This is a genomic window from Longitalea luteola, from assembly GCF_017356035.1.
Lineage (GTDB): Bacteria > Bacteroidota > Bacteroidia > Chitinophagales > Chitinophagaceae > Niastella > Niastella luteola.
The window spans coordinates 188,590-211,230 of sequence record NZ_JAFIQX010000013.1 but is presented as its reverse complement, the minus strand read 5'-3'; the positions used below and the strand labels follow the sequence as shown (position 1 = coordinate 211,230).

Genomic DNA, 22,641 nt, shown 5'->3' with positions numbered 1-22,641 from the left:
ATTCTACCTGGCTGTGGCAGGCGCTGCTGCCTGTTCCGTTTGTGCCACCTGAACAGGCGCTCCTTCTTTCAATTTTTGCAGGCCATCGGTGATCACCTGTTCGCCTTCGTTCAATCCTTCGTTAATGATCACCTGGCCGCCAATCCTTGCTCCAAGGCTTACCTTCTTTTGATGAGCGAACTTGCCATCGGTAGTGTATACAAAGTATTCGCCCATTTGCTCAACAACGGCTTTATGCGGTATCAATAATTTTTCGGTGTTGGCATTGTTCAGGATCTGTACGTTGGCTGTCATGCCGGCTTTCAAATCACTTTCTTTGTTGGGGAAAAGCAGCCGCGCTTTAATGGTCCCCGTTTGCGGATCAACAGCCCGGTCAATTGTATAGATCTGGCCGGGATAAGGGTATGTTTCCCCGCCGGGCAGTATCAGTTTAAAAGTAGAATCCTTCCTGCCGGCGCCTTTCTTTTGCAATTGCGTAAAACGATACAGGTCCTTTTGATCGATGGCCACATCAACAGCCATGGGATCATCGGAAGATATTGTGTTTAGCAAGGTTTGACCTGCCGATACAGCAGTACCCAGTTTGGCCTGGGAAATGCCGATGGTGCCGTCGAAGGGTGCAAATATGGTGGTATAGCGCAAGCCGGTTTGAACGCTTGCTACATTAGCTTTGGCAGCAGCCACCTGTTTCTTCGCGGCTTCCAGCGCTGCGTCTGCATAATCTACCTGTTGTTTGGCAATAGCATCATGCTTTTCCAACTCATGGTAGCGGTCGGCATCTTTCTGCGCTTTCATCAGGTTGGTTTCCTGCACCTGCAAATTCGCCTGCGCCTGCTGATAATTCGCCATGTATTGCTGCTGATCAATGGTATATAATTTCTGCCCCTTTCTTACCCGGCTGCCATCTTTAAAAAAGACGCCGGTAAGATAACCATTCACCTGTGGCCGCAGGTCGACCTGGTTCAGTGGTGTTATAGTGGCCGGATACTGATCGTAATAAGAGGCCCTGCCTTTGGTCACGGTATATACATTTACAGGAACGGGCGGTGGGGCGGCTGGCTGGGTATTGGCTTTATCATCTTTACACGACGACAAAAGCCAGCCCGCGCTGATAATAATAATTGCCCATGAAAGGTGCTTGTTCATATACATTTTAATGTGATAATTTGATAATTCGATAATGTGATAATCGAAAATCCACAACTGCTGAATGATCGCGGAGTTCTGAAATTTGATGCATTATCACATTATCACATTTGCACATCAGCTAATTGGTTTTTAAGGTACCCAGTGCTTTTTCAACATCTATTTTACTTGATAATACCTGGTATAATGAATTATAATAGTTCAGTTGCGTAGTGCGCAGATCGGTTTCGGCAATAATGACTTCCAGATAGGTCTTGATACCTGACTTATATTGCAATTGCAACGTGTTATATACATCACTGGCCAGTTCAAGGTTCTCTTTCTGCGTATAAAAATCGTTCAGATTGCTTTTATAGGTGGCCATCGCCTGGCTGTACTGTGTATTGATATTGTTTTTAAGATCGGCCATCTCCCACTCATTTCGCTTTAATTGCAAATTGGCCTGCCTGATATTCAGCGTTCTTTTACCTCCCTGGAAAAGCGGCCATGCGAATTGTACCCCGATGTAAGAGTTGGGGAACGACTGACTGTACAATTTTGAAAATTCATCATTTTGATAAACCAGGTTGTATAAGCCGAAGGCCGAAAACGTGGGAATATAACTCCATTGATTATACTTTACATTGGCCTGCAGCAGCCGTTGCTGGGTTTGCAATTGTTTGAATTCGATCCGGCTCTCATATTGTACTTTTTGCAAAGTGTCGAAGGCGATCTCCTTTTCCATATGGGTAGTATCGAACGATAAATGTAACGGCTGTTCGGCGGGATAACCCATTTGCTGCTTGAGGTACGCGTACCGGGCATTGAGCTGCTCCTGTGCGGCCCTGCGATCAGCCTTGGCATTGTTGAATGCGATCGTAGCTCGTTTATAGTCGGTCTTGTCTGCCACACCACTCTGGTATTGATACCAGGCATCTTTCAAACTGCGGTCGAGCCGGGTGATGGTTTCGTTCAACACCTGTATTTGCTGCTGGGTAAGCAGTACGTCGTAAAACGCTTTTGAAATGCCGGCAGCAACCTCTATTTTATTGGCTGTCGTTGTCTGGCGGGCTTGCAGCCGAACATCCCGGGCCGTACGGCTTGCCAGTAATACATCGCGATTAAAAATAGTTTGGGTTACTGAAAGCTGCGGTGTTGAGTAATTGCGTACACCTGTTTGTACTTCGCGTTTTGGACCGGCAGGATTCGTGAAGTCAGGAAAAATGGAAACCGGCATCTTCAGGTAATGCTGCAGGTTGGCCGATAGATTCAGTTGTGGATACCAGTCGGCCAGTTTGTTTTTAATGGTTGTTTCGGTAATCTCTTCATCAATTATAGAAGCCCGGATGGCAGGCTGATGTTCCAGCCCATACCGGATACACTGTTGAAGGGTCGCCTGCTCCAGTGTAGTATCAGTTATTACCTGTGACAACAACAGCGAAGGGTACAGCATCAGTAAAAGCAGTAAAGTAAATACACCTTTCATAGAACGCGTAATATCGGTGATTAAATAGCTAAAAGTTTGGGTAGGAATAATTTAGCCTGCAAAATTATTGGTTATTAACAAACCGGCTGGTGAAAAGTTGTTAAGCGGTGATTAATATCATATTTCGTGCATCCGCTCATTTTTTTAAGCAGATTTTAAGGCGGCGTTTCTCTTACCGGCAGTCGATCAGGTCGTCGTTTTTCTTTTGCAGATCAGCAGCTGCGTAGCATCGGCTACATTTGTTATCATATGCGCTAAAATATCAAAGTGAGGAGCAATGTAGCGGCTAAATTCTTTTGCATTCCATTCGCGCACATGATGAATATTTGCGGGCGGACCGTAATCCAGCCAGCCCCTGCATATTTTTCTTTCCGGAGTGCTTAAAAACAGTAGTTCAAAGTGTATATCTTTTATCAGCTTCAACAGGTCATCCGGGTTAATCAGATGCTCTATTACATCGGCGCAGATAATTATATCCGTTTTCTGCGGCATCTGACCCGCCTGATCCGCATTTATCCATACACGGTCAGGATATTTTTCTTTGAGGAATTTATACGTAGCATCCACCTCCACGCCTGCTGTATTGCAATCAGAAAAGTAGCGCAGCAATTTAAAACCTGATCCACAGCCAATGTCCAATACGTTTTTGTAACCGTATTTATCCAGGTAAAACCGGGCTAACTCATACACCTCTTTCTGACATTCATCCGTGAACGATGTATCATCCCAATAGACCTCTTTTTTACGATGCCGGTAGCCTCCTTTGATCCCAAAGGAACTGGTGGAGAACAGGCCTCTGCATCTTCCCAAAATGTACAAAAAAATGGCTTTTGCAACTTTGAACAGCTGTCGCATACATTCCTTTATGACATCAAATATATTGAAAATAAAACGCCCCGGTAAATTCAGGGTTGAACAACTGCTTATGACACCAATGATCTTACCCGGGTCACTTTTTCAATTACCGGATTACTGAAAAATGGCGTTCAAGGAACGCCATTCAAGAAGTATCAAATGTTCATGTATGATCATTTATCCTTGCGGTTTTTGTCGCAATCGATCCTGATCTTAAGTATTTCTCCACCTCCTATGGCCGGAGGACCAAAGCCCCAGTTGGAAACGTATAAATTACCGTCTGGTCCATATTCCAATGCCGTGGGCAGGTTTAAACCGGTAACCAGTGTGCGCCGGTTGCCTGAAGGATCGATCCTGATGATAGTGCCTGTGCCCGGTGTGGGAAAAGCATTTCCTGTTGTGTTTTCAAGCACATACATTCCGCCTGATCTGTCGAAAGCAATACCAAGAATCGCATGGAAACCGGTGTCCACTACACTGACCTCACCCGAATGTGTAACCTTATAAACTTTCGAATTTCCTTCAATCGGGAAAACACCAAGATTGCCTACATAAAAATTGCCTCTATGGTAAGCAATTGCAGTCGGCACAATATGCCCTTCAGTTGCCGACATATCGACGAGCCGGTCAATATTTCCATTGCGGGTTACAGTCACGATCTCACCATGGTTTGGTTCAACGGCATAGAACCGGCCGCCTACCGCTATCATGTCGTACCAGCTGCCATCCGGTTCAAAATCGCCTGCTGAAGGATTGGCTACCGGATGACCCATTTGCCACTCGCTGAGGTTGGCTATCAACTCCCATGTTCTGTTACTATGCACCCTTACAATGCCATTTGGTACACTGGTAACGCCATGTGAGCAGCCGGCTCCTGCAAGCAATCCATACAGCGTATTTCCAATAAAAGCTACATCAGCAACGCCACTGACCAAACTGCCGGTTTCAGCAGCTGTCTGGCTCGATGGTAAGCTGTCGGCAACCGTAGTAACGTTCCCGGCCCAATCTACTCTCAATATCCGGGCGCCGGTATTGCTGCCCGTATATGGGCCTATGGGAGGTAGCACCTGGGTACATAAACCGGCAGTAGAATTGGTACCTCCAATACCGCCTTCTGCAACATAAAGGTTTCCGTCTGGTCCAAATGTCAATCCACGCGGATTGTTCAGCCCGGAAGCCAATACTGAAACGGATGCTACCAGGTCCTCCTGATCGCAATCGCAGTAATGGCCGATGTCCTTACGGCATGATGCAACAGTCAGAATAACAAGAAGGACATAACCTGATCTTAATAATCCTCTTTTTGCCATAAACGCCTCCTTTGTTTTAGGTGAAGAAAAGCAGCGTTATCAGCGGGAAGGAAATTGAAATTTTCGGGGGGAAGGAAATAGATGAATTATGTCGCGCAAAAATCCACTAAAATTATACAGCATCCAAAATTTACTTTGCACATTGGCGCAATCGGGATGGCATAATTATGGCATAATTATACTAAAAATATTAGCACATGCAGAAGAATGACAACAACAATAAAGGAAACGCAATCAAAGATCCTGACAACTGGACAACCGGCAATGAACCGATGACAGAAGCGCAACGTTCTTATTTACATACGCTGGCTGGCGAGGCCAAGGTGGAAATCGATGAAAATATGACCAAGGCCGAAGCTTCGAAGAAAATTGAGGAGTTGCAGGAACTCACCGGCAGAGGCAAAGAGGCTGAATGAGATCGCTTTTTTGGATTAATTCAATGTCAATACTGCCAGCCCGCGCGGCCGCAAAGTATTAGGCACGGGCAATTGTACCGGTTCATCGGGCTCCTGCAGACCAGCCGCCTCGTCAATATGTAAAACGTGTAAATAATTATAATTGCCGATGCCAAGATCGGGATTGGCGTGTTGCGAAACTACATACAACAGCTGGTCATTGCTGCTGGTAGCCAATGAAACGCATTGACTGCTCGCGTAGCTGCCAAAATACCCGGTGTATGCTGGTCCCGTTTCCTTGAGCGTTAACTCACCCAGTTTGCGGGGCGACCGTGCACTGCTGATATCGAACATACTCACCGAATTATCGATGGTATTGGCAGTGAATAATTTGTTGTTAGAATTATCTGAACAAAGGCGGCTACAGCCAGGCCGGGCGTTTGCGTTTCCAACATAGGTTAAAGCGCCAGTGCTGGGATCCATGTCATAAAAATTGAATTGGTCCGAAAAGGGAAAAGCAACATACAATACATTTTGCCGCCAGCTCTGGCACATGCCCAGGGCGCCGGGCAGCGTGGAATCGATTGCCGGCGCATCCATACCGGCCTTTAACACGCCATTGCCGCTGATGGAGAACAGATCCAACCGGATGGCCGGTGGTGTATAATCAAAACCCCAGGTATTGGAACCGTATACAAAGGCGCCGGTGCGGGAAACAAATACCTGTCCGGGCGATATACCTTCGCGCACTTCAAATTTACTCACCGGCTTCAGTGATCCGTCGGCTGCTAAACTAAACACCGAATAGTTTGGTGGTGCCGATGAAGGTTTTACCGGGTCATTGCTTTTATTCAGTACGATCACATATTGCTGCCACATGTCGATGCTTACCGGGGTTTCACCACCCGACGAAAATGGTGCGCCGGGCACCAGTTTCAAAGTACCGTCAGATTGTATGGAAAATACGGAGATGGTATTGTCACCGGAGTTAACGGTCAGCAGGAACCGCTTATCGTTCGACAACCGCACTTCATGGTCTGAATTAAAGGAACCGGCATTCGGGCTGCTGGGCAGTCCTGAGCCACCGGTTAAAAACGGCCCTTCTTCCATAAGCACGGGAACGCCGTTTTCATAAACACGATAGCCGATAATGGCGTTTTGTGCGTATTGATTGTTATTCGTTTGGATGTAAATTATGTCTGTGACGTTGCCGACGGGAGCCTTTTGGCCAGGTTTATAACCACCACTGTATTCATTCAATGCATCTTTGTTACAGGCAACCAGTAAACAACAGATAACTGCCCATAGGGAGGCATGCACACATGCCAGGATTTGCTTGATCATAAGCGTGACTTCATTTTTTGAGCGATCTCCCAAAAGCTACAATTTAGATACCATCGCCGCAAAATGCCCCATGTAAAAGCCATTGAGCGTACATTTCTAATGCTTTATGCACATTTATTGAAGTACAGCCTGTGAAGAGCTTTCATCCGTGGATTTTTTTACCCGTTCTTTAAACAAATATTATTGCCCTTTCCTGTTTTTGTTAAAGCTTGTTTAATTTCCAATAAGCTTCAGTTCCCGGTTTTCTTTCATCGGTGGCCCTTATTACGATCGTATCATTGTTCTTTAAATCGCCGAATACCTCTACGCCTTTATCAGTAGACATCCCCTGGCGCACATCTACCCAGGTTGCTTTGCCATCTTTTACTTTAATCAGGAATTTTCTTTCCTGGGTGGTCGCAACAGCCGTAGGCGGAAGAATAAAGGAGTTGCCGCTGCGCTGTAAGGTCAGTTTTAAGTAAGCAAAGGAGCCGGCTTTCAGTTCATTTTTGCGGTTATCATAATCAAACTCCCACATTTCGGTTCTTGTTTGCGGATCGATGCTTTCACTTTTGCGGGTAAGCGTTGCCTGGAACAATTTGTTGGGAAACGCATCTACCCTGAAATCAGCCGTTTTGGAAACAGCGCCTGATGACACATACAGTTCAGGAACAGCTACCCGTATACGCAGTTTGTCGATACGCTGAATTGTGAGGATAGCCTGGTTGTTGCCTACCAGCGCGCCACGGTCAGCATTCCGGGCAGTGATCACTCCATCAAAAGGTGCTGTTAGCACAAGGTAACCCGCCACCTCTTTGTATGATCTCGCCAGCTGCCTCGATGCTTCATAGCTGGCGCTGTCTGCCAGGTATTGATTCCTGCTTCGTTCCAAATCCACAGCAGCAACAATGCCGGGCGTTTTTGCCTGCGCCGCTTTCGATAAGCGTTGATACACGTCGGCACTGCTCATCAGCTTTGCTTTTGCCGCCTGTAACGTGGCCTGGAATTCTGCATATTTCGTTTGCAATTCCGGTGCTTCTATGACAGCCAGTGTTTGTCCCTTTCGTACTTTGTCGCCCATATCAGCCTTCATATCTTTTATATAACCCTGCACCCGGGCAAACAGGACTGCCTGTTCGTAAGGTAACATTTCAGCAGGCAACTCGATGTGTTTGGTTACATGGGTATCGTGAATTACAAAAACAGGAACGGTATCGGGGGTATTTGCAGGAGCAACCGGCGGCGATGGGGTATTGTTCCGGCAGCCGGTCAATGCGGCAATCAGTACCACTGCAATAACATATTTCATATTCCTATAGAGCGTTTTATTGTTCATTAAAATTTTTGCTATCAGGATCGTCGGGATCAAGGGACGCAGAAATATATTTCCGCCTGCCAACAGCATACTGATAGACCTGTGGCAAAAAGAACAGGACACTTACAGTTGAAAATACCAATCCTCCAATAACCGCTATGCCCAGGGGCGAAGTTTGATCACCGCTTTCGCCAAGGCCGATCGCCATCGGTATCATGCCCGCTATCATAGCCAGGCTTGTCATCAGGATCGGACGCAGCCTGCTCGCTGAGGCTGCAACATAAGCCGTACGAAGATCACCGGCCTTTCGTTGCACTTCTGCAGCGGTGATGAACAACACGGCATTGGCAATGGCCGACCCCTACCGCCATAATGCATCCCATGTACGATTGTATGTTCAGCGTATTGCCCGTGATCAACAGAAAAAATAAGGAACCTGCTATAACAGCCGGTATTACAGAAAGGATGGTAAAAGAAATGCGAAACGATTGAAAAAATACGGTCATCAGTAAAAAAATAACGACCACGGCCACCAGCAGACCGAACTGCAAACTGTACAATGTATCCTCCAGCAATTCCGGTTGCCCACGCAATAAGATTTTTGAACCCTTAGGTAAAGGCGCCTGCTTAACGATCGTATTTACCTCTTGGAAAGCAGTGCCGAGATCCTTGCCCTGTACGTTGGCCGAAATAGTGATATAACGTTGTTGATTTAACCGGTCATATTCACCCGGCATCGTAACATGTTTCCAGGAAGCAACTTCATTAAGCAGGTGCAGATTGCCGTTACCGGCAGCTATCGGGATCATTTCCAGCTGCGTGGTATTATTTACCCGGTATTCGGGGTATTGTACCTGTATAATATAGGCTGTTCCTGTCGTTTTGTCGAGCCAGTAGGCTGGCGATGTAAAGCGGCTCGAAGAAGTAGCCGCTATTGTGCTGCGGGTTATCTGATCGGTAGTGAGGTTCAGTTGTCCGGCTTTCACCCGGTCCACATCAATTTTGATGGCGGGATAATTAAGCGGAGTAGCGATCTGCACATCCTTTAAATACGGTATAGCCGAAAGCTGGTTGTACAACCAGGCAGCGGTTTTTTTCCCTTCTTCCAGGTTTTTGTTTACCACAGCAAGCTCAACGGGATTCGTTGATCCTAAATTCAGCACCTGCTCGGCCAAATTACCTGGTTCAAAAGAAATTTTCGCAGCAGGAAGCTCTTTTGCCAAAGCAGCTCTTAATTGTTCTTTGAATGAATCCAGGGCAATGGCCCCGGGCTTTAATTTGAACTTTGTTACCGACTCGTGCGGGCCGCCTGTCCACAGGTGAATATAGTTAACGGGAAAGCTCGATGGCTGGGTACCCACAAAAGCAGACGAAATAAGTACATTCTGTTTTCCGGCAATCCGGTTCACTTCACTTAATAATTTCCGCGTGGCGTCTTCCGTTCTTTCCAATCTGGTACCTACCGGTAATCGCAACCGTACCTGTGTTTGTCCGGTATCCGTTCCTGGAAATAATTCGGTTCCAATGGCAGCGAACAACAGAGCAGCAGCTGCCACCGAAAAGCCGATGAATAACACCGTGAGAATGCCGCCTTTTCCATGAAGGCGGCTGCCATATTGCACATATTTATTTTGAATCCGGGAGAAGGCGCCGTTTTTTTTGTGCCCCCCGCTTAAATGATGCTTCATTAGCCAGTTGCCCATCACGGGTACGAAGGTTTGAGATAACAGGAAGGAAGCGATCATGGCAAAGCCTACTGCCAGTGATAAGGGCAGGAACATCGCTTTTGGTACCCCATGCATGAATAATGCCGGAACAAATACCGCTAAAATGCTTAAGAGGATCAGCAATTTGGGGATCGCTATTTCTTTTGAACCATCAGCAATGGCCCTTGCCTTGCTTTTGCCCATTTCCATATGCCGGTGTATGTTCTCTATGGTTACGGTAGCTTCATCGACCAGTATACCTACTGCCAAAGCCAGGCCGCCCAGTGTCATAATATTGATGGTTTGTCCGGTGAGATATAACAGGGTGGCCGAAGCCAAGAGGGCCAGGGGAATAGTTAACACAACGATGAAGGCTCCTCTCCTGTCTCCGAGAAACAACAACACCATCAAGCCGGTCAACAGGGCGCCCAGTGCCCCTTCAAACAGCAGGCTTTTAAGGGCATTGATCACGTAACCTGATTGATCGAACTCGTAAGATACTTTTATATCGTCCGGGATGGCCGCCTGCATGTCGGGCAAAGCGGCTTTCACCCGTTGCACCACATCCCAGGTGGAAGCATCGGCTCTTTTCGTGACCGGAATATATACTGAACGCTTGCCATTCACCAGGGCATAACTGGTAGTTACATCCGAACCCAGTGAAACAGTGGCAATATCCTTTACATACACAGCTGGCCCGCTGCCGGGTTGTATGGGCATGTTCTGTAGCTCCTGCAAATTCTCGATAACACTATTTTGAGGCGTTATGTAGGTACTGTCTCCAATGCGCACATTGCCGGCCGGACTGATCGTATTTGTTTTTATGAGCGATTGTACTACCTGGTCGGGAGTAAGGTGATAGTTCCTGATCTTGTCGGGGTCAACTGTTATCAATACCGTTTTCTGGTTGCCACCAAATGGCGGCGGTGCTGAAACGCCCGGCAGCGTGGAGAACATCGGCCGCACCCTGAACAAGGCCAGGTCTGAGATCTCGCCCAGTGAACGGGTTTCGCTACTGAACACCAGCTGGCCCACGGGTACGCTACCCGCATCGAAGCGCGTTATAAATGGTGGAACGGTACCTGGCGGCATAAAAGCCCTGGATCGGTTCACATACCCTACCACTTCAGCCATTGCCTGGCTCATATCGGTACCTTCATTAAATTCTATCTTGATAAGCGCTGCACCCTGAATGGATCTCGAGTCTACATATTTTACGCCGGTGATATACAGGAAGTGATATTCATAGTATGATGTAATGAATCCTTCCATTTGCTCGGGCGACAGGCCGCCATAAGGTTGGGCCACGTATACAGTCGGCAAGCCCAGCTTTGGAAAAATATCCACTTTTGTATTACGTACGGCCAGCCAGGAAAAGAACAGGATGGCAAATACTGTTACGAGTATTGTAATGGGGTGCCGCAATGCAGCTATAATGAGTTTCATAAGATCAGTTAAGTTGGTCAGTAAAAATGGCCAGGTTTCCTTTGGCAACAGCAACGGCCAATAAAGACCGCCATAACTGTAATTGAGCAGTGGCGTTGTTCAATGCTGCTTTTGTCAATTCATATTGCGACTGGTACAGCCGGGTGTAATCCAGTAAACCAGCTTCATAACTCAGCTTCAGCCCCTCATAGACGTCTGCTGCAATTTTTAATTGAACAGGCGTTTTTGCCGCAATTTTCGCATCCTGTTTGTATTGCAATTGAGCGCTTTCCAGCTGTTTGGCAATATCCAAACGGGCCTGCGCCAGCCTGGCCTCATCTGATCTTAGCAACAGGCAGTGCTGCTTTTTTCTGATATTGACCTTGCTGAATTGCAATACCGGGAAGCTCAGTTGCAGGCCGATGCCGGCATTGGTTCTCGACAGCCCCCAGCCATCTGCTTTGTTCACGATCCCATGCGCGTTAACCCCCGAACCTCGCGCATACAGGCTGCCCCAGATATCGAGTTGAGGCATCCAGGCGCGTTGCCATTCGCGCAAACCGGCTTCTGTGGTATTTCTCTGCGCTTCTATAAACTGGTAATAGGGATGACGGGCAAATACAACACTATCCTCAACAAGCAATGACGATTTGAGCGTAGAATCTGTGAGCACCACATTGGCAGCGGCACCGGTTAAACCAGTAAGCCGGGTAAGTTCTTCCAGCTTTTGCAGGTAAGCTTTTTCGGTTTGCAGGTAGTCAATTTCTGTTTGAATGATCATCGACTGAAATTGAGCGGTATCTATCCCCGGCTTTAACCCGGTCTTTGCCAGTACCAGCGATTGTTCAAGGCTTACTTTATATCTATTCGTTACTTCTTCCGAAATGCGCAGCACCTGTTTAAGGTACAATGCTTCCAGATACAGGTTCAAAGCCGTATACTGAAATTGAAACAACTGATCATCATAGGCAGCATTGGCCTGTTTGTACTGCGCAGTAGCTTTGGCAATGGCGGCTTCACGCTGGCCGAAAGTGAATGGATTCCATTTCACCAATGCACCCAATGCTGTACCCGGAATAAAATTCATCTCATTGGTGGCACTGGGCGGGCCGCTGACAGGCACTAAAAAACCCGGATAATTCATTCCGGTTATATTGTTAAACGTAGCCATGTTTACCTGGTAACCGGCTGTAAGATCGGGCACCATACTGTTCCTGGCTAATGAAATGTTTTCTTTTGTGGCTGCGGCCTGCTGCCGGTACGATTCGAGCTGCGGCAACTGTTGTTGCACTTTCTCCAGTGTTTCTTTGATAGAAAGCCTGATCTCCTGCGCACGAGCTATTCCGGGAGCAACGATGGTTACAAGGAAAGCGAAAGAAACAATAGCCAGGTAACTTTTATTACCTGAATGGCCTGATGCTAACATGGCTCGTTTTATTTTGGTTGTGTCATGCGGTTGTCCAGTGACCATTTTCCACCACCCCTGATCAGTAAAAAAATGCTGCCGAGCAACATGGCCCAGTCGGTTCTGCTGTCATGAAACATTTTCCATATTCCATCAGCAAGTAACGGGGCTTTGGTGGTTGTAAAGGCAACCAGCATAATGATAATAAGGGGAATCGCAGCAAAGCGGGTGAATAATCCAAATAATATCAATATGCCGCAAGTGATCTCAAAAGTTCCAACAAACGGTCCGAAAAATTCCGGGTTCGGTATTCCGATCTTCTTAAAACGGCCGGCGCCCAATGAACCTGGAAATAAAAATTTCTGAATTCCTTCAGAAAGAAAAACAACGCCGACCATCAGGCGTATCAGAATGGTGGTTTTATCGTTGTTGGTTGACAATAGCTTTGCAAACATACTGGTGCAACTAAGTGGAAGTTATAACCCGCGTATAAAAAAGAATTGCGGATCAGGCGGCAAGGCCTATATCCGCAATCATTCAAAGCAAATATTCGAAATTAGCCGGGTAAGTTTATGGTATATTTGAAAATAGTATGGTATATCACTAAATATTAAAATAAGCCTAATACATATCCCGCGAGCGCGCCGCCAACGATGATGAGAGCCGCGTTTATCCTGGCAATGAATAGAACAAACAAACTTGTCAACGCTATCAGCAGCGTTCGCCAATCAGTCACCGAACTTTTTGCCAGTTCATAACATACGACTATTATTACTGCCACCGAGGCAACATTCACCGCATCGAGAAATGCAGAGAAAGTGGCTGAACCTCTCATGGCGCGAACGAGTGGATTTAACATCGCTACAAAAAGAAAGGAAGGCAGAAAAACGCCCATAGTTGCAGCAACGGCCCCGGTAAAACCATTCACCTGATAACCGATAAAAGTAACGGCGGAAAAGACGGGCCCTGGTGTGAACTGACCAACAGCAATGGCATCAGTCAACTGCTGATGCGTTATTATTCCCGTCGCAGCCAACTCACTTTCAATATAGGCAAATAATACATATCCGCTGCCATACAGAATGGCACCTATTTTCAAAAAGAGAAGAAATAATTTCCAGTTGGAGGCGGTAATCGTTAACAATGCAGAGGCTGGTAGCTGAAGCATGAAAAATGGCAACAGGCAATGCGTGTTCGGCCGGCGCTTTAATACAGCCAGCAGCAGTGCAAGTAATCCTGCGCCAAAAATGATGTATACTTCCTTGTATTGAAAAAAAGACAATATTATCGCCGCCAGTCCAATAATACCCGACTGCACTGTTATTAATGACCGTTTGGCCAGGGGAAAAATGGCAGCCAGAATGATGGCGATGATAGCAGGTTTTATTCCATATAAAAATGGTTGTACAGTTGGCACCGTGCCATATTGTAAGTATAGCCATGCCAATAAACCGGTGATGAGTACGGCAGGTAAAATAAAACAGGCGCCCGCCACTATCAATCCTTTTGTACCGGCCCTTTCACGGCCAATGTGCATGGCCAGCTCGGTACTGTTGGGCCCTGGTATAAGGTTGGTAGCCCCAACCAGATCTAAAAAATGTTGGCCATCCATCCATTGTCTTCTGCTCACTACTTCCTCCTGCATAAGTGCAATATGCGCAGCCGGACCACCAAAACCAATAATACCCAGCTTCAAGAACAAACCGGCCAGCTCAGCTAACGAAGGCCGTTGTGGGCCGTCATTTTTGGTGTTGATCATGCTGTTCTGTTTTAATCCATAGTCAAGCATCTCTAAAACAGGACGCTTTTTCGGCAAAGGTATCATTTACCTGAAAGCCGGAAGGTCTGCGGTGTTTGACCTGTTATCCGTTTGAAGTATTTTACAAAATGAGAGGCATCTATAAAATCAAGGGCATGCGCTATTTGGGAAACCGTATTGTTGGTATAAAGCAAAAGCCGCCGGGCCTCGCTGGTAATAAACTCTGCCAGTACTTCTGTGGCGGATTGACCGACCGCTTTGCGGCAGGCAGCATTCAGGTTTTGCGGCGTGGTGTTCAATTGCTCTGCATAGAACTGCACGGAGTTTTTTACTACCGCACCTGCTTGGAGCAATTCCACAAAAGATTGATACAGGTCTGGTCTGTGCTCTGAAGTACGAATGACAGGTTTTGCAATTTCCAGGATCTTGGCTAATAAAGCCTTTAACAATCCTTCCATGATATGAAAGCTATGTTCCCCGTTGGCTGCATATTCTTTGACCATTAACCGGAATAACTGGTCAATGGTTTCCTCTTCACTCATTCGAAGGCATTGCTGCGAGCTGAGTTTTGCCAGCAACAGCTTCAACTCATTATCAAGGCTCTTTTGCACAAACGGCTTTTTTACAATGGTTACAAAACCTTCGGGCTCGCCTTCCAGATCAAAGTAATGCATTTGTTCCTGCCGCACAAAAAAGATGACCGGCGGCGTTACCTCAAATTTCCGCGAATCTATAATATGAAATCCGTTACCGGCGGAGAGATAAACTATTTCTAAATAACTATTGTGTTTATGCGGATTTGTTTTCCTAACCTCCTTTCTGAAAGGAGATATTCTTATATCCTCTGACGGCTGCGTTTTATCCTTGATATCGATTATGGAACGATTCATAGAAGGCGCAATAAAATTAATGATTTACAGTTCAGCCTGGCCAACCAGCGCTTTATTTGATAAAGATAAGATGTAGAAATTTAAAATGGCCTTCCAATAGCCAGTGCCCTTAAGCCGGTGAGCAAACAAAACAACCGCTTGGGAAGCGGTTGTTTTGTTTGCGGGAAGCAGGCGAATCAAAAAAGTTAAAACGTAGGCGGTGGCGCATTCAGGTCGGCATCCAGGAAATCGGTGATCATGGGTATCAGCCAATCCGTCCTATACATCATACCTATGTGGGTAGTGCCGGGTATAATGGCCAGTCGCGATTTGGGCAGCCCATGAATATCACCCATTTTGCCACCACCTTTGGCGCGAAACAGTTCCAGGGCATGCTCATACCGTACACCATCGGCATCACCAATAGCCATGAACAGCGGGGCTTTTATATTTTTGACATCCTTCGACCAATCATAAGGTTTTAAATCTATACTGATAACCTTTTTTACAAATTCTGCAAAATGGGCCGGATCATTTCCTAGACTGTCGTATTGTTTTTGTATGGGAGTGCCTTCGAACATATCTGCAGTGATGCTCGGATAACTGGCTTCTACATCGGGCCACCAACCATCATGTGTATAGGTACCTGACAGTACGACGAGCCTGCGCACCTGCTCCGGATGGCGTATAGCAAACTGGAAAGCTATTCCACCTCCCATGCTATAGCCCAGGATATCTGCACTATCTATTTTGAGGTGCTTCAGCAACCCGGATACATCGTCGGCCATAGCTTCGTAACTGAATTCCCGGGCTATATCCCTGGTGCGGCCATGACCCTGCATCTCCGCTACAATGACCTTTCTGTCTTTTGCCAGCATCGGAATTATATGCGCCCAGTTCATAGGTATATTCATATAAGAGCCATGCAACAAAACGATAGGTTTACCATTGCCATAGACCTCATAATACATTTTCAGTCCGTTTACAGCTGCATACCCGGTGTCGGCCGGTTTTATGGACTGGCTGACAGTCGTGTCTTTCGATGCCGTCGACGCATTTGGATCTTCTTTTGAAGGCTGTTGACATGAGGCCACCACAAGGGCAACAAAGAAACTGAATAGAATTAAATTTTTCATATTGTCGGTTTGTTAGGACACAAATTTCGGCAGCAAGATCATGTTGATCGAGGTGCGGATGCGACAATTAGAGGGTTAAAAGTGACAGGAGCGCAATTTTATTGCGCGGCTGTAGTATCTTTTTCTGTAAGCTCCCATAATAAAATCCATCCTTACCATAAAAATTTCCATTTCCTTTTGCTTGTTTTATCAGTAGCATTGTTAGTACACCTTTCATGCACCTATTACCATGAAACAACTAACTATTGCTGCCATTCTTGCCATAGCAGCCGGTTCTGCCATGGCCCAAAGCTACATTGCCATTGACCCTGAATTAAAATACCAGACGGTTGAAGGCTGGGGCGGCTCATTATCGTGGTGGGCCAACCGGGTTGGCAGCTGGGCTTCCCCGGCACAGGTTGATGAAATATGCAACTGGATCACCAGCCCCAACGAGCTCAACATGAATATTTTCAGGTATAATATCGGTGGCGGCGACGATCCTGCACATAACCACATGCGTTTTGATGCAGCCATTCCCGGTTTTAAAACAAGCGCGTCCGCAGCCTATGATTTTACGCGGGATGCCAGCCAAAGAAAATTCTTGCTGGCCCTGAAAGCAAAAAGAACGGATTGCATTTTTGAGGCCGCCTCCTATTCACCGCCCTACTGGATGACCAACAGCGGCTGTTCGGCCGGTGGCGTAAACGGCGCGGAAAATATTAAATCCACGCATTATACGGCTTATGCCGACTACCTTACCGAGGTCGTCAAAAACTACAACACGCTGTATGGAATTCAATTCAGAACCCTGGAACCGCTGAACGAACCGGAAGTAGCCTGGCCGTCCTTAGGCCAGCAGGAAGGCACTTACGTTAACTGGGACCACCAGATCACCTTGATCAATGCCTGCAAAAGCCAGATAACCGCCAAAGGCCTACCGGTGCAATTGGCAGCCAATGATGCCAATTCGATCGATGGCTGCGTGTCGGCGTTGAACTATTTTGGCGCTTCCAATATGGGCAGCTTCAGCCAGATCAATACCCACAGTTATGGCGGCACACAACGAAGCCAGCTGTATGCCATTGCCAAACAATATAACAAAAGGCTTTGGCAGTCAGAAAGCGGGCCTTTATGGATCACACCGCCAGATAACTCTGACCTGGCTTATGACCTGGTGATCGCGGCCCGCATCGTGCAGGACATGCATGATATGCATGCCAATGCCTGGCTCGACTGGCAACTGATGGACAGCTACACCAATACCTGGGGACTGTTACGCTATAACGACAGCGCCCACACGTATGTAAGAACAAAGAACTATTACGTGCGCATGCAATTTTCCCGGTTCATTAAACAAGGCTACACCGTTATTGAAAGCAACCAGGCCAATACGCTCGCAGCCATCAACGCTGCCAATAACCAGGTAGTGCTGGTAGTGGTGAATGCCACCCATGCAGATGCTGCCTATAAATTAGATCTGAACCTGTTTGCCGGCGTATCGGCCGCGCAGGTATACCGAACGTCAAATACCGAAAATTGCGCATCCCTGGGCAGTTTGAATTTCACCAATAACCAGCTCGGTTATACGGCCCCGGCGATGTCGGTCACCACTTTTGTAATACCGGTAACTATCGCCGGAAGCCCCATTGCAGACGGCTTATATTCCATACAGGCCAAACACAGCAGCAAATACCTTTCCGTTCAGGGATGGTCGGTAGATAATGGCGCCCAGATTGAACAGTGGAGCTGGGTGAACCAAAGCAATCTCAAATTCAACATTGAAAAGACCAGCTATGGTTACAGGATCGTTCCTGCTTACAATGCAAAAGTGTTTTCGGTAGATGGCAGTTCCGGCGCCAACGGCGCTTTGATAAAACAATGGAGCGAACTGAATGCGCCCAGTCAACGGTACAATATCATTGATGCAGGCGGAGGTTATTACAAGATCGTAGCACACAACAGCGCCAAATGCCTGGCCATAAACGCCAACGGCATGAATAACGGCGACGACCTCGTGCAATGGGAATGGTTGAACCTCGATAATTTTAAATGGAAATTCACGCCAGTTACCGGGCTTTTGACAAACCGTTAACAATCGTGATGGGGCAAAACGTAGCGCGTATCTTTAAGGATATATAACCTATAGATCATGTCAAACACCATTAACCGAATTACCGTCAAAACATCCTTCGGAACAGATCTTTCCGTGATCGTTGCCGGTGAAAAGCAGCGGCCGGCCGTTTTGTTAATTCATGGGTTTCCCAACTCAGCGAATGGATTCCGGGATGTGATCCCCGTGCTGGCTCAATCGGCCTATGTGATCGCTCCCGACATGCCGGCCTATGGCCAATCAGAAAAATTACCCGTTTCCACCTTCGACGCATACACTACGGTGTTCAGTGAACTGCTCGATCATTTAGAAGTTCGATCACTGTTTATTTATTTACATGATTTCGGTGCTGTACCCGGCATCCGGCTGGCCATGAAAGCGCCGGAACGTGTTCTTGGCCTCATCATCCAAAACGCCAATGCGCATCGCACTGGTTTTGGTCCATTATGGAAAGATACATTGGAGTACTGGTCTCATCCCAATCCTCAAAATGAAGCCGCCGCGATGATGCATTTAACCTTGCAGGGTATGCGAGACCAATATGTTGCCGGCGTACCGGAAGACGTAGCAAAAAAAATAGCACCGGCTTTGTGGGAGGAAGACTGGCGGGTGATGTCGCTGCCAGGCCATTTAGACGTTCAACGCAAATTGATCACTGATTATGCCACGCATGCAGCGCAGTTTGATGCCATCGGTGATTACCTGCGAACCCATCAGCCACCTGCCTTACTGTTATGGGGCCGGCACGATGCTTTCTTCCACATTGCAGAAACGGTTTCCTGGATGGAAGACCTGCCTCGCATGGAAGCGCATATCTTTGATGCCGGGCACCTGATGCTCGAAACGCACGCTGCTCCCGCGGCCACATTAATAAAAAACTTTATCGCTTCGGTAAAATAAGAAAGTTTACGCTCCCCTGAACCCCTTCAGATTCAGCAGGTAAACTAATCGCCCGACAACTGATCCCCGGCAGCATTTTTGCATTTCGTAGCATTATGATGATCTACGAACAGGAAATGATGCGGGAGCTGCAATTATGGCAGCGGAAAATGATGCGGAGGCCCGGCGTCCTGAACCGCCTGTCCAAATCAGCGCAAGACAAGATCAACAGCCTGATCCCGGAAAAAGTGCATCAGGCCATTACAGTAGCGATCAAACAAATGATCCGCGGTGTATTATTTGGCGCTAAATGGACGACACGGAATAAAAAGATGCTGCTTTCTTTGGAAGAAGGCGACTACCGTGTTGATGAAAAGATTAAACTATACCGTAATACAGCAGCCGTTGAAGGCGCCGTCACAGGCGCCGGCGGCCTGTTGCTCGGCCTGGCCGATTTTCCGCTTTTAATTGCTATAAAGATCAAACTCCTTTTCGAGATCGCAGCTACCTATGGATACCCGGTAAATGATTACAAGGAGCGTGTGTATATCCTGCATATCTTTCAGCTGGCGTTCTCTTCGGCCAAACACCGAAGACAGGTATTTTTGAGCATGAAAGACTGGGATGAAAAATCGAAAAGCCTGCCCGAAGATATTCACCAGTTTGAATGGCGCCCCTTCCAGCAGGAATACCGCGATTATATCGACCTGGCTAAAATGGCGCAGCTGATCCCCGTTATAGGAGCACCGGTGGGCGCGCTGGTAAATTACAGGCTCATACGCAAACTCGGCTATACGGCAAAAATGGCTTACCATATGCGCTGGGCCGAAGCACGGCATTTGATCTGAGGCAGTGCTAACGCCAAACCACGTAGGGATCGTTGTAATCAATGGCTACTTCGCCACATGGATCTTTACTTTCTTATTCTTGATCTTCTCATCTTTGATCAAATGTAAAGTATGGCTTGCTTTTGATTTACGCACCGCTACAAAGGAGAAGAAGTCCTTCACCTCGATCAATCCTATATCTTCTTTTTTCAATTGACCTTTATTGGCGAGGAAACCTACAATATCAACTTTATTCACTTTGTCCTTTTTACCCGCCGAAATAAAGAAAGTGGTCCACTCCGGCTTTTTGGGCAATACGGTTGTAGTTGGCAGTTCAATGACGGCAGGTGCTGTTGAAATGTATTCAGGCACTCTTTCGGTTGGCCCCAGTATCAGGATAGCGGTACCACTGGCTTCCATGCGGGCAGTACGCCCGTTGCGATGCGTATAGGATTCTTCTGTATTGGGAAGCTGGTAATGTACAATGTAGCGGATATTGGGAATATCAAGTCCGCGTGCAGCCAGGTCGGTACAGATCAATACATTCGAACTGCCGTTCCGGAATTTGCACAAAGCGGCGTCGCGCTCCTGTTGTTCCATGGCGCCATGATAGAATACATTCACAATGCCATTGTCTTTCAGGTAAGCGCTAGCATCCTCTACAAACTCGCGCTGGTTGCAAAACACAATGGTAGAACGATTACCCAATGCACAGATCAGCCTGAATAACGTATTCGATTTATCTTTATCATCACTCCATACCATTTGAACAGTCAGGGCGCCTGTTTTCTCCCTTTTTAAAAAATCAAGTTTCACCGGCTCCTGCAGTCCTACGAATGCCGGCACTTCCAGGGCTTCGGTAGCAGATGTAAGCATTCTTTTCTTCAAGGCAGGCAGTGACGCGATAATGAAAGACATTTCTTCTTCAAAGCCCTGCTCGAGCGACTTATCAAACTCATCCAGCACAAGGGTTTCAATATGACTGGTAATAATATTACCGCGGCGGATATGATCGGCCAGCCGGCCTGGTGTTCCCACGATCAAAGCAGGCGCCTGCTTCAGGTTATTTTCTTCCGTTTCCCGTAAATGACCGCCATAACAACAGGTGATCTTAAAGCCCGTTCCCATTTTTTTGAACACCTGTTCAATTTGCAGGGCCAGTTCCCGCGAAGGCACAATGATCATTGCCTGTGTAACCTTTTTATGTCTGTCTAACAATTGTGCTGCCGGCAGCAGGAAAGCAAGCGTTTTGCCGGAGCCGGTATCTGCCAGCAACACTACTTCATTTGCGGTTTTATTGGCTTCCAAAGACGCCTGTTGCATCTCATTCAACGCATCGATCTGTAAATTCCTGAGCGAGTCCTCAATAGAAAAAGAAGATTTGTGCATTTGGCAAAAGTACGGTATTCGTAACTTTGTTTTACTTCAAGTAATTATGGAGCTATTATTCGACAACATCAGGCGGTATGTTTCGCTTACAGAAGAAGATCAAAATATAATAAGCTCATACTGGACCATTAAACAACTGAACCGCGGCGAGCATCTGCTGTCTGCAGGATCAGTGTGCAGGTATGATGCTTTTGTGCTGGAGGGCAGTCTAAAGGGTTATATAATTGATGCTGCTACCGGCAAGGAAGAGATCGTATTACTCGCCGTTGCCGACTGGTGGGCGGCTGACCTCGACAGCTTTCATAATCAGCATGCCAGCAGCCTGAACATTTCCGCTATAACACCTGCAACAGTGGCGCTCATCACCCGCGCTGCTTTCAATGAGCTGCTTGAAAAGTTACCCAAGCTTGAAAAATACTTCAGGCTGATACTTCAAAGCCACGCTACCGCTTTGTTACGGCGTATTTATTACAGGAATGCACATGACGCCAGGAGCAGGTACAAAACATTTTTACAACAATACCCGTCGTTACAGGCGCAGATCCCACAATACCTCATTGCATCCTATCTGGGCATTTCAGCCGAAATGCTGAGTAAGATCAGGGCACAAAAAGACCTGTGATCATTTCTTGAACCAGTTCAATTTTTTTAATGCGGCGCCGTACGAAATTTACCTGCATTAAAAAAACAGTGAATGAAAATATTGAATGTTCAATCCAGTGCCAGCATGGAACGGTCACTTACCCGTAAGCTCTCAAAGGATTTCCTCGGCAGGCTTCAACAAAAAATTGACAATCCTGAGATCGAAGAACTGGATCTTGTCAAATGCCCTCCCCCGCTGATGACCCCTGACTGGATAGCAGGTGCTTTTTCGAGGACGGCGCTTACCGAAGAACAACGACTGGCGCTCGCAAGGTCAGATGAATACATCCGGCAGGTCTCGGCAACGGACCTGATCGTTATCGGCACTCCCATGTACAACTATGGAATGCCGGCAGCCCTGAAGGCCTGGTTCGATCAGATCGCGCGGATCAACGAAACTTTTTCCTTTGATCTTTCCCGCGGAGACTTTCCGATAGAACCCATCCTGACAGGGAAAAAACTGGTGGTCTTTACTTCTTCCGGGGAATTTGATTTTCAGCCAGGAGGAATTAGGGAAGCTCATAATCACCTGGTGCCTCATATTAAAAGCTGTGCGCATTATTTAGGCGTTGATATTGAAAAGGATTTTTACCATATAGGTATCGAATACCAGGAATTCAAAGACCAAAGGCATGAACGATCCAAAAGCGAAGCATTCGCAAAGATTCCCCGTTTAATTGACCGCATTTTGTGTAATTAATCT

At 47.0% G+C, this 22,641-nt stretch carries 20 protein-coding genes; 6 read left to right on the top strand and 14 right to left on the bottom strand.

Annotated elements, in window-relative coordinates; genetic code table 11:
- Nucleotides 1-3 precede the first annotated feature (3 nt).
- The 4 genes from JUB15_RS25105 to JUB15_RS25090 all read right to left on the bottom strand — a co-directional run bounded on the left by JUB15_RS25105 (nt 4) and on the right by JUB15_RS25090 (nt 4,776).
- A complete protein-coding gene (locus tag JUB15_RS25105) occupies nt 4-1,146 on the bottom strand; it encodes an efflux RND transporter periplasmic adaptor subunit (protein WP_207515407.1) in 1,143 nt (380 codons plus the stop codon).
- 121 nt (nt 1,147-1,267) lie between these two features.
- Nucleotides 1,268-2,611, bottom strand: a complete 1,344-nt coding sequence (locus JUB15_RS25100) for a TolC family protein (protein ID WP_207515406.1) — start codon at nt 2,609-2,611, stop codon at nt 1,268-1,270.
- Between the two features lie 186 nt (nt 2,612-2,797).
- Nucleotides 2,798-3,466 carry a class I SAM-dependent methyltransferase gene (locus JUB15_RS25095; protein ID WP_207515405.1) on the bottom strand — a complete coding sequence of 223 codons (669 nt, stop codon included), beginning with the start codon at nt 3,464-3,466 and terminating at the stop codon, nt 2,798-2,800.
- Nucleotides 3,467-3,639: 173 nt separating this feature from the next.
- Nucleotides 3,640-4,776 (bottom strand): ScyD/ScyE family protein, encoded by a 1,137-nt coding sequence (locus JUB15_RS25090; RefSeq protein WP_207515404.1) that lies wholly within the window; start codon nt 4,774-4,776, stop codon nt 3,640-3,642.
- 197 nt (nt 4,777-4,973) lie between these two features.
- On the opposite strand from JUB15_RS25090, the gene JUB15_RS25085 reads away from it, so the two are divergent.
- Nucleotides 4,974-5,192, top strand: coding sequence for a DUF3072 domain-containing protein (locus JUB15_RS25085; RefSeq protein ID WP_207515403.1), 219 nt, complete (start codon nt 4,974-4,976; stop codon nt 5,190-5,192).
- 15 nt (nt 5,193-5,207) lie between these two features.
- On the opposite strand, the gene JUB15_RS25080 is transcribed toward JUB15_RS25085, so the two are convergent.
- The 9 genes from JUB15_RS25080 to JUB15_RS25045 all read right to left on the bottom strand — a co-directional run bounded on the left by JUB15_RS25080 (nt 5,208) and on the right by JUB15_RS25045 (nt 16,109).
- Nucleotides 5,208-6,515 (bottom strand): beta-propeller fold lactonase family protein, encoded by a 1,308-nt coding sequence (locus tag JUB15_RS25080; RefSeq protein WP_207515402.1) that lies wholly within the window; start codon nt 6,513-6,515, stop codon nt 5,208-5,210.
- Nucleotides 6,516-6,717: 202 nt separating this feature from the next.
- The gene (locus JUB15_RS25075) at nt 6,718-7,803 is read right to left on the bottom strand and encodes an efflux RND transporter periplasmic adaptor subunit (RefSeq protein WP_207515401.1); all 1,086 of its coding nucleotides are present in this window, start codon (nt 7,801-7,803) and stop codon (nt 6,718-6,720) included.
- 16 nt (nt 7,804-7,819) lie between these two features.
- Nucleotides 7,820-8,125, bottom strand: a complete 306-nt coding sequence (locus JUB15_RS28675) for an efflux RND transporter permease subunit (RefSeq protein ID WP_369411604.1) — start codon at nt 8,123-8,125, stop codon at nt 7,820-7,822.
- A complete protein-coding gene (locus JUB15_RS25070) occupies nt 8,106-10,961 on the bottom strand; it encodes an efflux RND transporter permease subunit (RefSeq protein WP_255539677.1) in 2,856 nt (951 codons plus the stop codon). The genes JUB15_RS28675 and JUB15_RS25070 overlap by 20 nt, the downstream gene beginning before the upstream one ends.
- A gap of 4 nt (nt 10,962-10,965) precedes the next feature.
- A complete protein-coding gene (locus JUB15_RS25065; RefSeq protein WP_207515400.1) occupies nt 10,966-12,366 on the bottom strand; it encodes a TolC family protein in 1,401 nt (466 codons plus the stop codon).
- Nucleotides 12,367-12,374: 8 nt separating this feature from the next.
- A complete protein-coding gene (locus JUB15_RS25060) occupies nt 12,375-12,800 on the bottom strand; it encodes a DoxX family protein (protein WP_207515399.1) in 426 nt (141 codons plus the stop codon).
- A gap of 155 nt (nt 12,801-12,955) precedes the next feature.
- Entirely contained in the window at nt 12,956-14,104 is a 1,149-nt protein-coding gene (gene chrA, locus JUB15_RS25055) for a chromate efflux transporter (RefSeq protein ID WP_207515398.1), read from the bottom strand.
- Between the two features lie 62 nt (nt 14,105-14,166).
- Nucleotides 14,167-14,994 carry a helix-turn-helix domain-containing protein gene (locus JUB15_RS25050; protein ID WP_207515397.1) on the bottom strand — a complete coding sequence of 276 codons (828 nt, stop codon included), beginning with the start codon at nt 14,992-14,994 and terminating at the stop codon, nt 14,167-14,169.
- Between the two features lie 185 nt (nt 14,995-15,179).
- Nucleotides 15,180-16,109 (bottom strand): alpha/beta fold hydrolase, encoded by a 930-nt coding sequence (locus tag JUB15_RS25045; RefSeq protein ID WP_207515396.1) that lies wholly within the window; start codon nt 16,107-16,109, stop codon nt 15,180-15,182.
- A 229-nt stretch (nt 16,110-16,338) separates the two neighbouring features.
- On the opposite strand from JUB15_RS25045, the gene JUB15_RS25040 reads away from it, so the two are divergent.
- From JUB15_RS25040 to JUB15_RS25030, 3 genes are all read left to right on the top strand, one after another.
- Nucleotides 16,339-18,183: a glycoside hydrolase gene (locus tag JUB15_RS25040; protein ID WP_207515395.1), complete on the top strand. Its 1,845-nt coding sequence runs from the start codon at nt 16,339-16,341 to the stop codon at nt 18,181-18,183.
- A gap of 57 nt (nt 18,184-18,240) precedes the next feature.
- Nucleotides 18,241-19,101, top strand: a complete 861-nt coding sequence (locus JUB15_RS25035) for an alpha/beta fold hydrolase (protein ID WP_207515394.1) — start codon at nt 18,241-18,243, stop codon at nt 19,099-19,101.
- Nucleotides 19,102-19,196: 95 nt separating this feature from the next.
- Entirely contained in the window at nt 19,197-19,928 is a 732-nt protein-coding gene (locus JUB15_RS25030) for an EcsC family protein (protein WP_207515393.1), read from the top strand.
- 45 nt (nt 19,929-19,973) lie between these two features.
- Here the strand turns inward: JUB15_RS25030 and JUB15_RS25025 are convergent, their stop codons facing one another.
- Nucleotides 19,974-21,296, bottom strand: a complete 1,323-nt coding sequence (locus tag JUB15_RS25025) for a DEAD/DEAH box helicase (RefSeq protein ID WP_207515392.1) — start codon at nt 21,294-21,296, stop codon at nt 19,974-19,976.
- Nucleotides 21,297-21,342: 46 nt separating this feature from the next.
- Between JUB15_RS25025 and JUB15_RS25020 the strand changes: the two genes are divergently transcribed.
- Together JUB15_RS25020 and JUB15_RS25015 are read left to right on the top strand one after the other, a co-directional pair.
- A complete protein-coding gene (locus tag JUB15_RS25020) occupies nt 21,343-21,918 on the top strand; it encodes a Crp/Fnr family transcriptional regulator (RefSeq protein ID WP_207515391.1) in 576 nt (191 codons plus the stop codon).
- Between the two features lie 72 nt (nt 21,919-21,990).
- Entirely contained in the window at nt 21,991-22,638 is a 648-nt protein-coding gene (locus tag JUB15_RS25015; protein ID WP_207515390.1) for an FMN-dependent NADH-azoreductase, read from the top strand.
- Nucleotides 22,639-22,641: the final 3 nt, after the last annotated feature.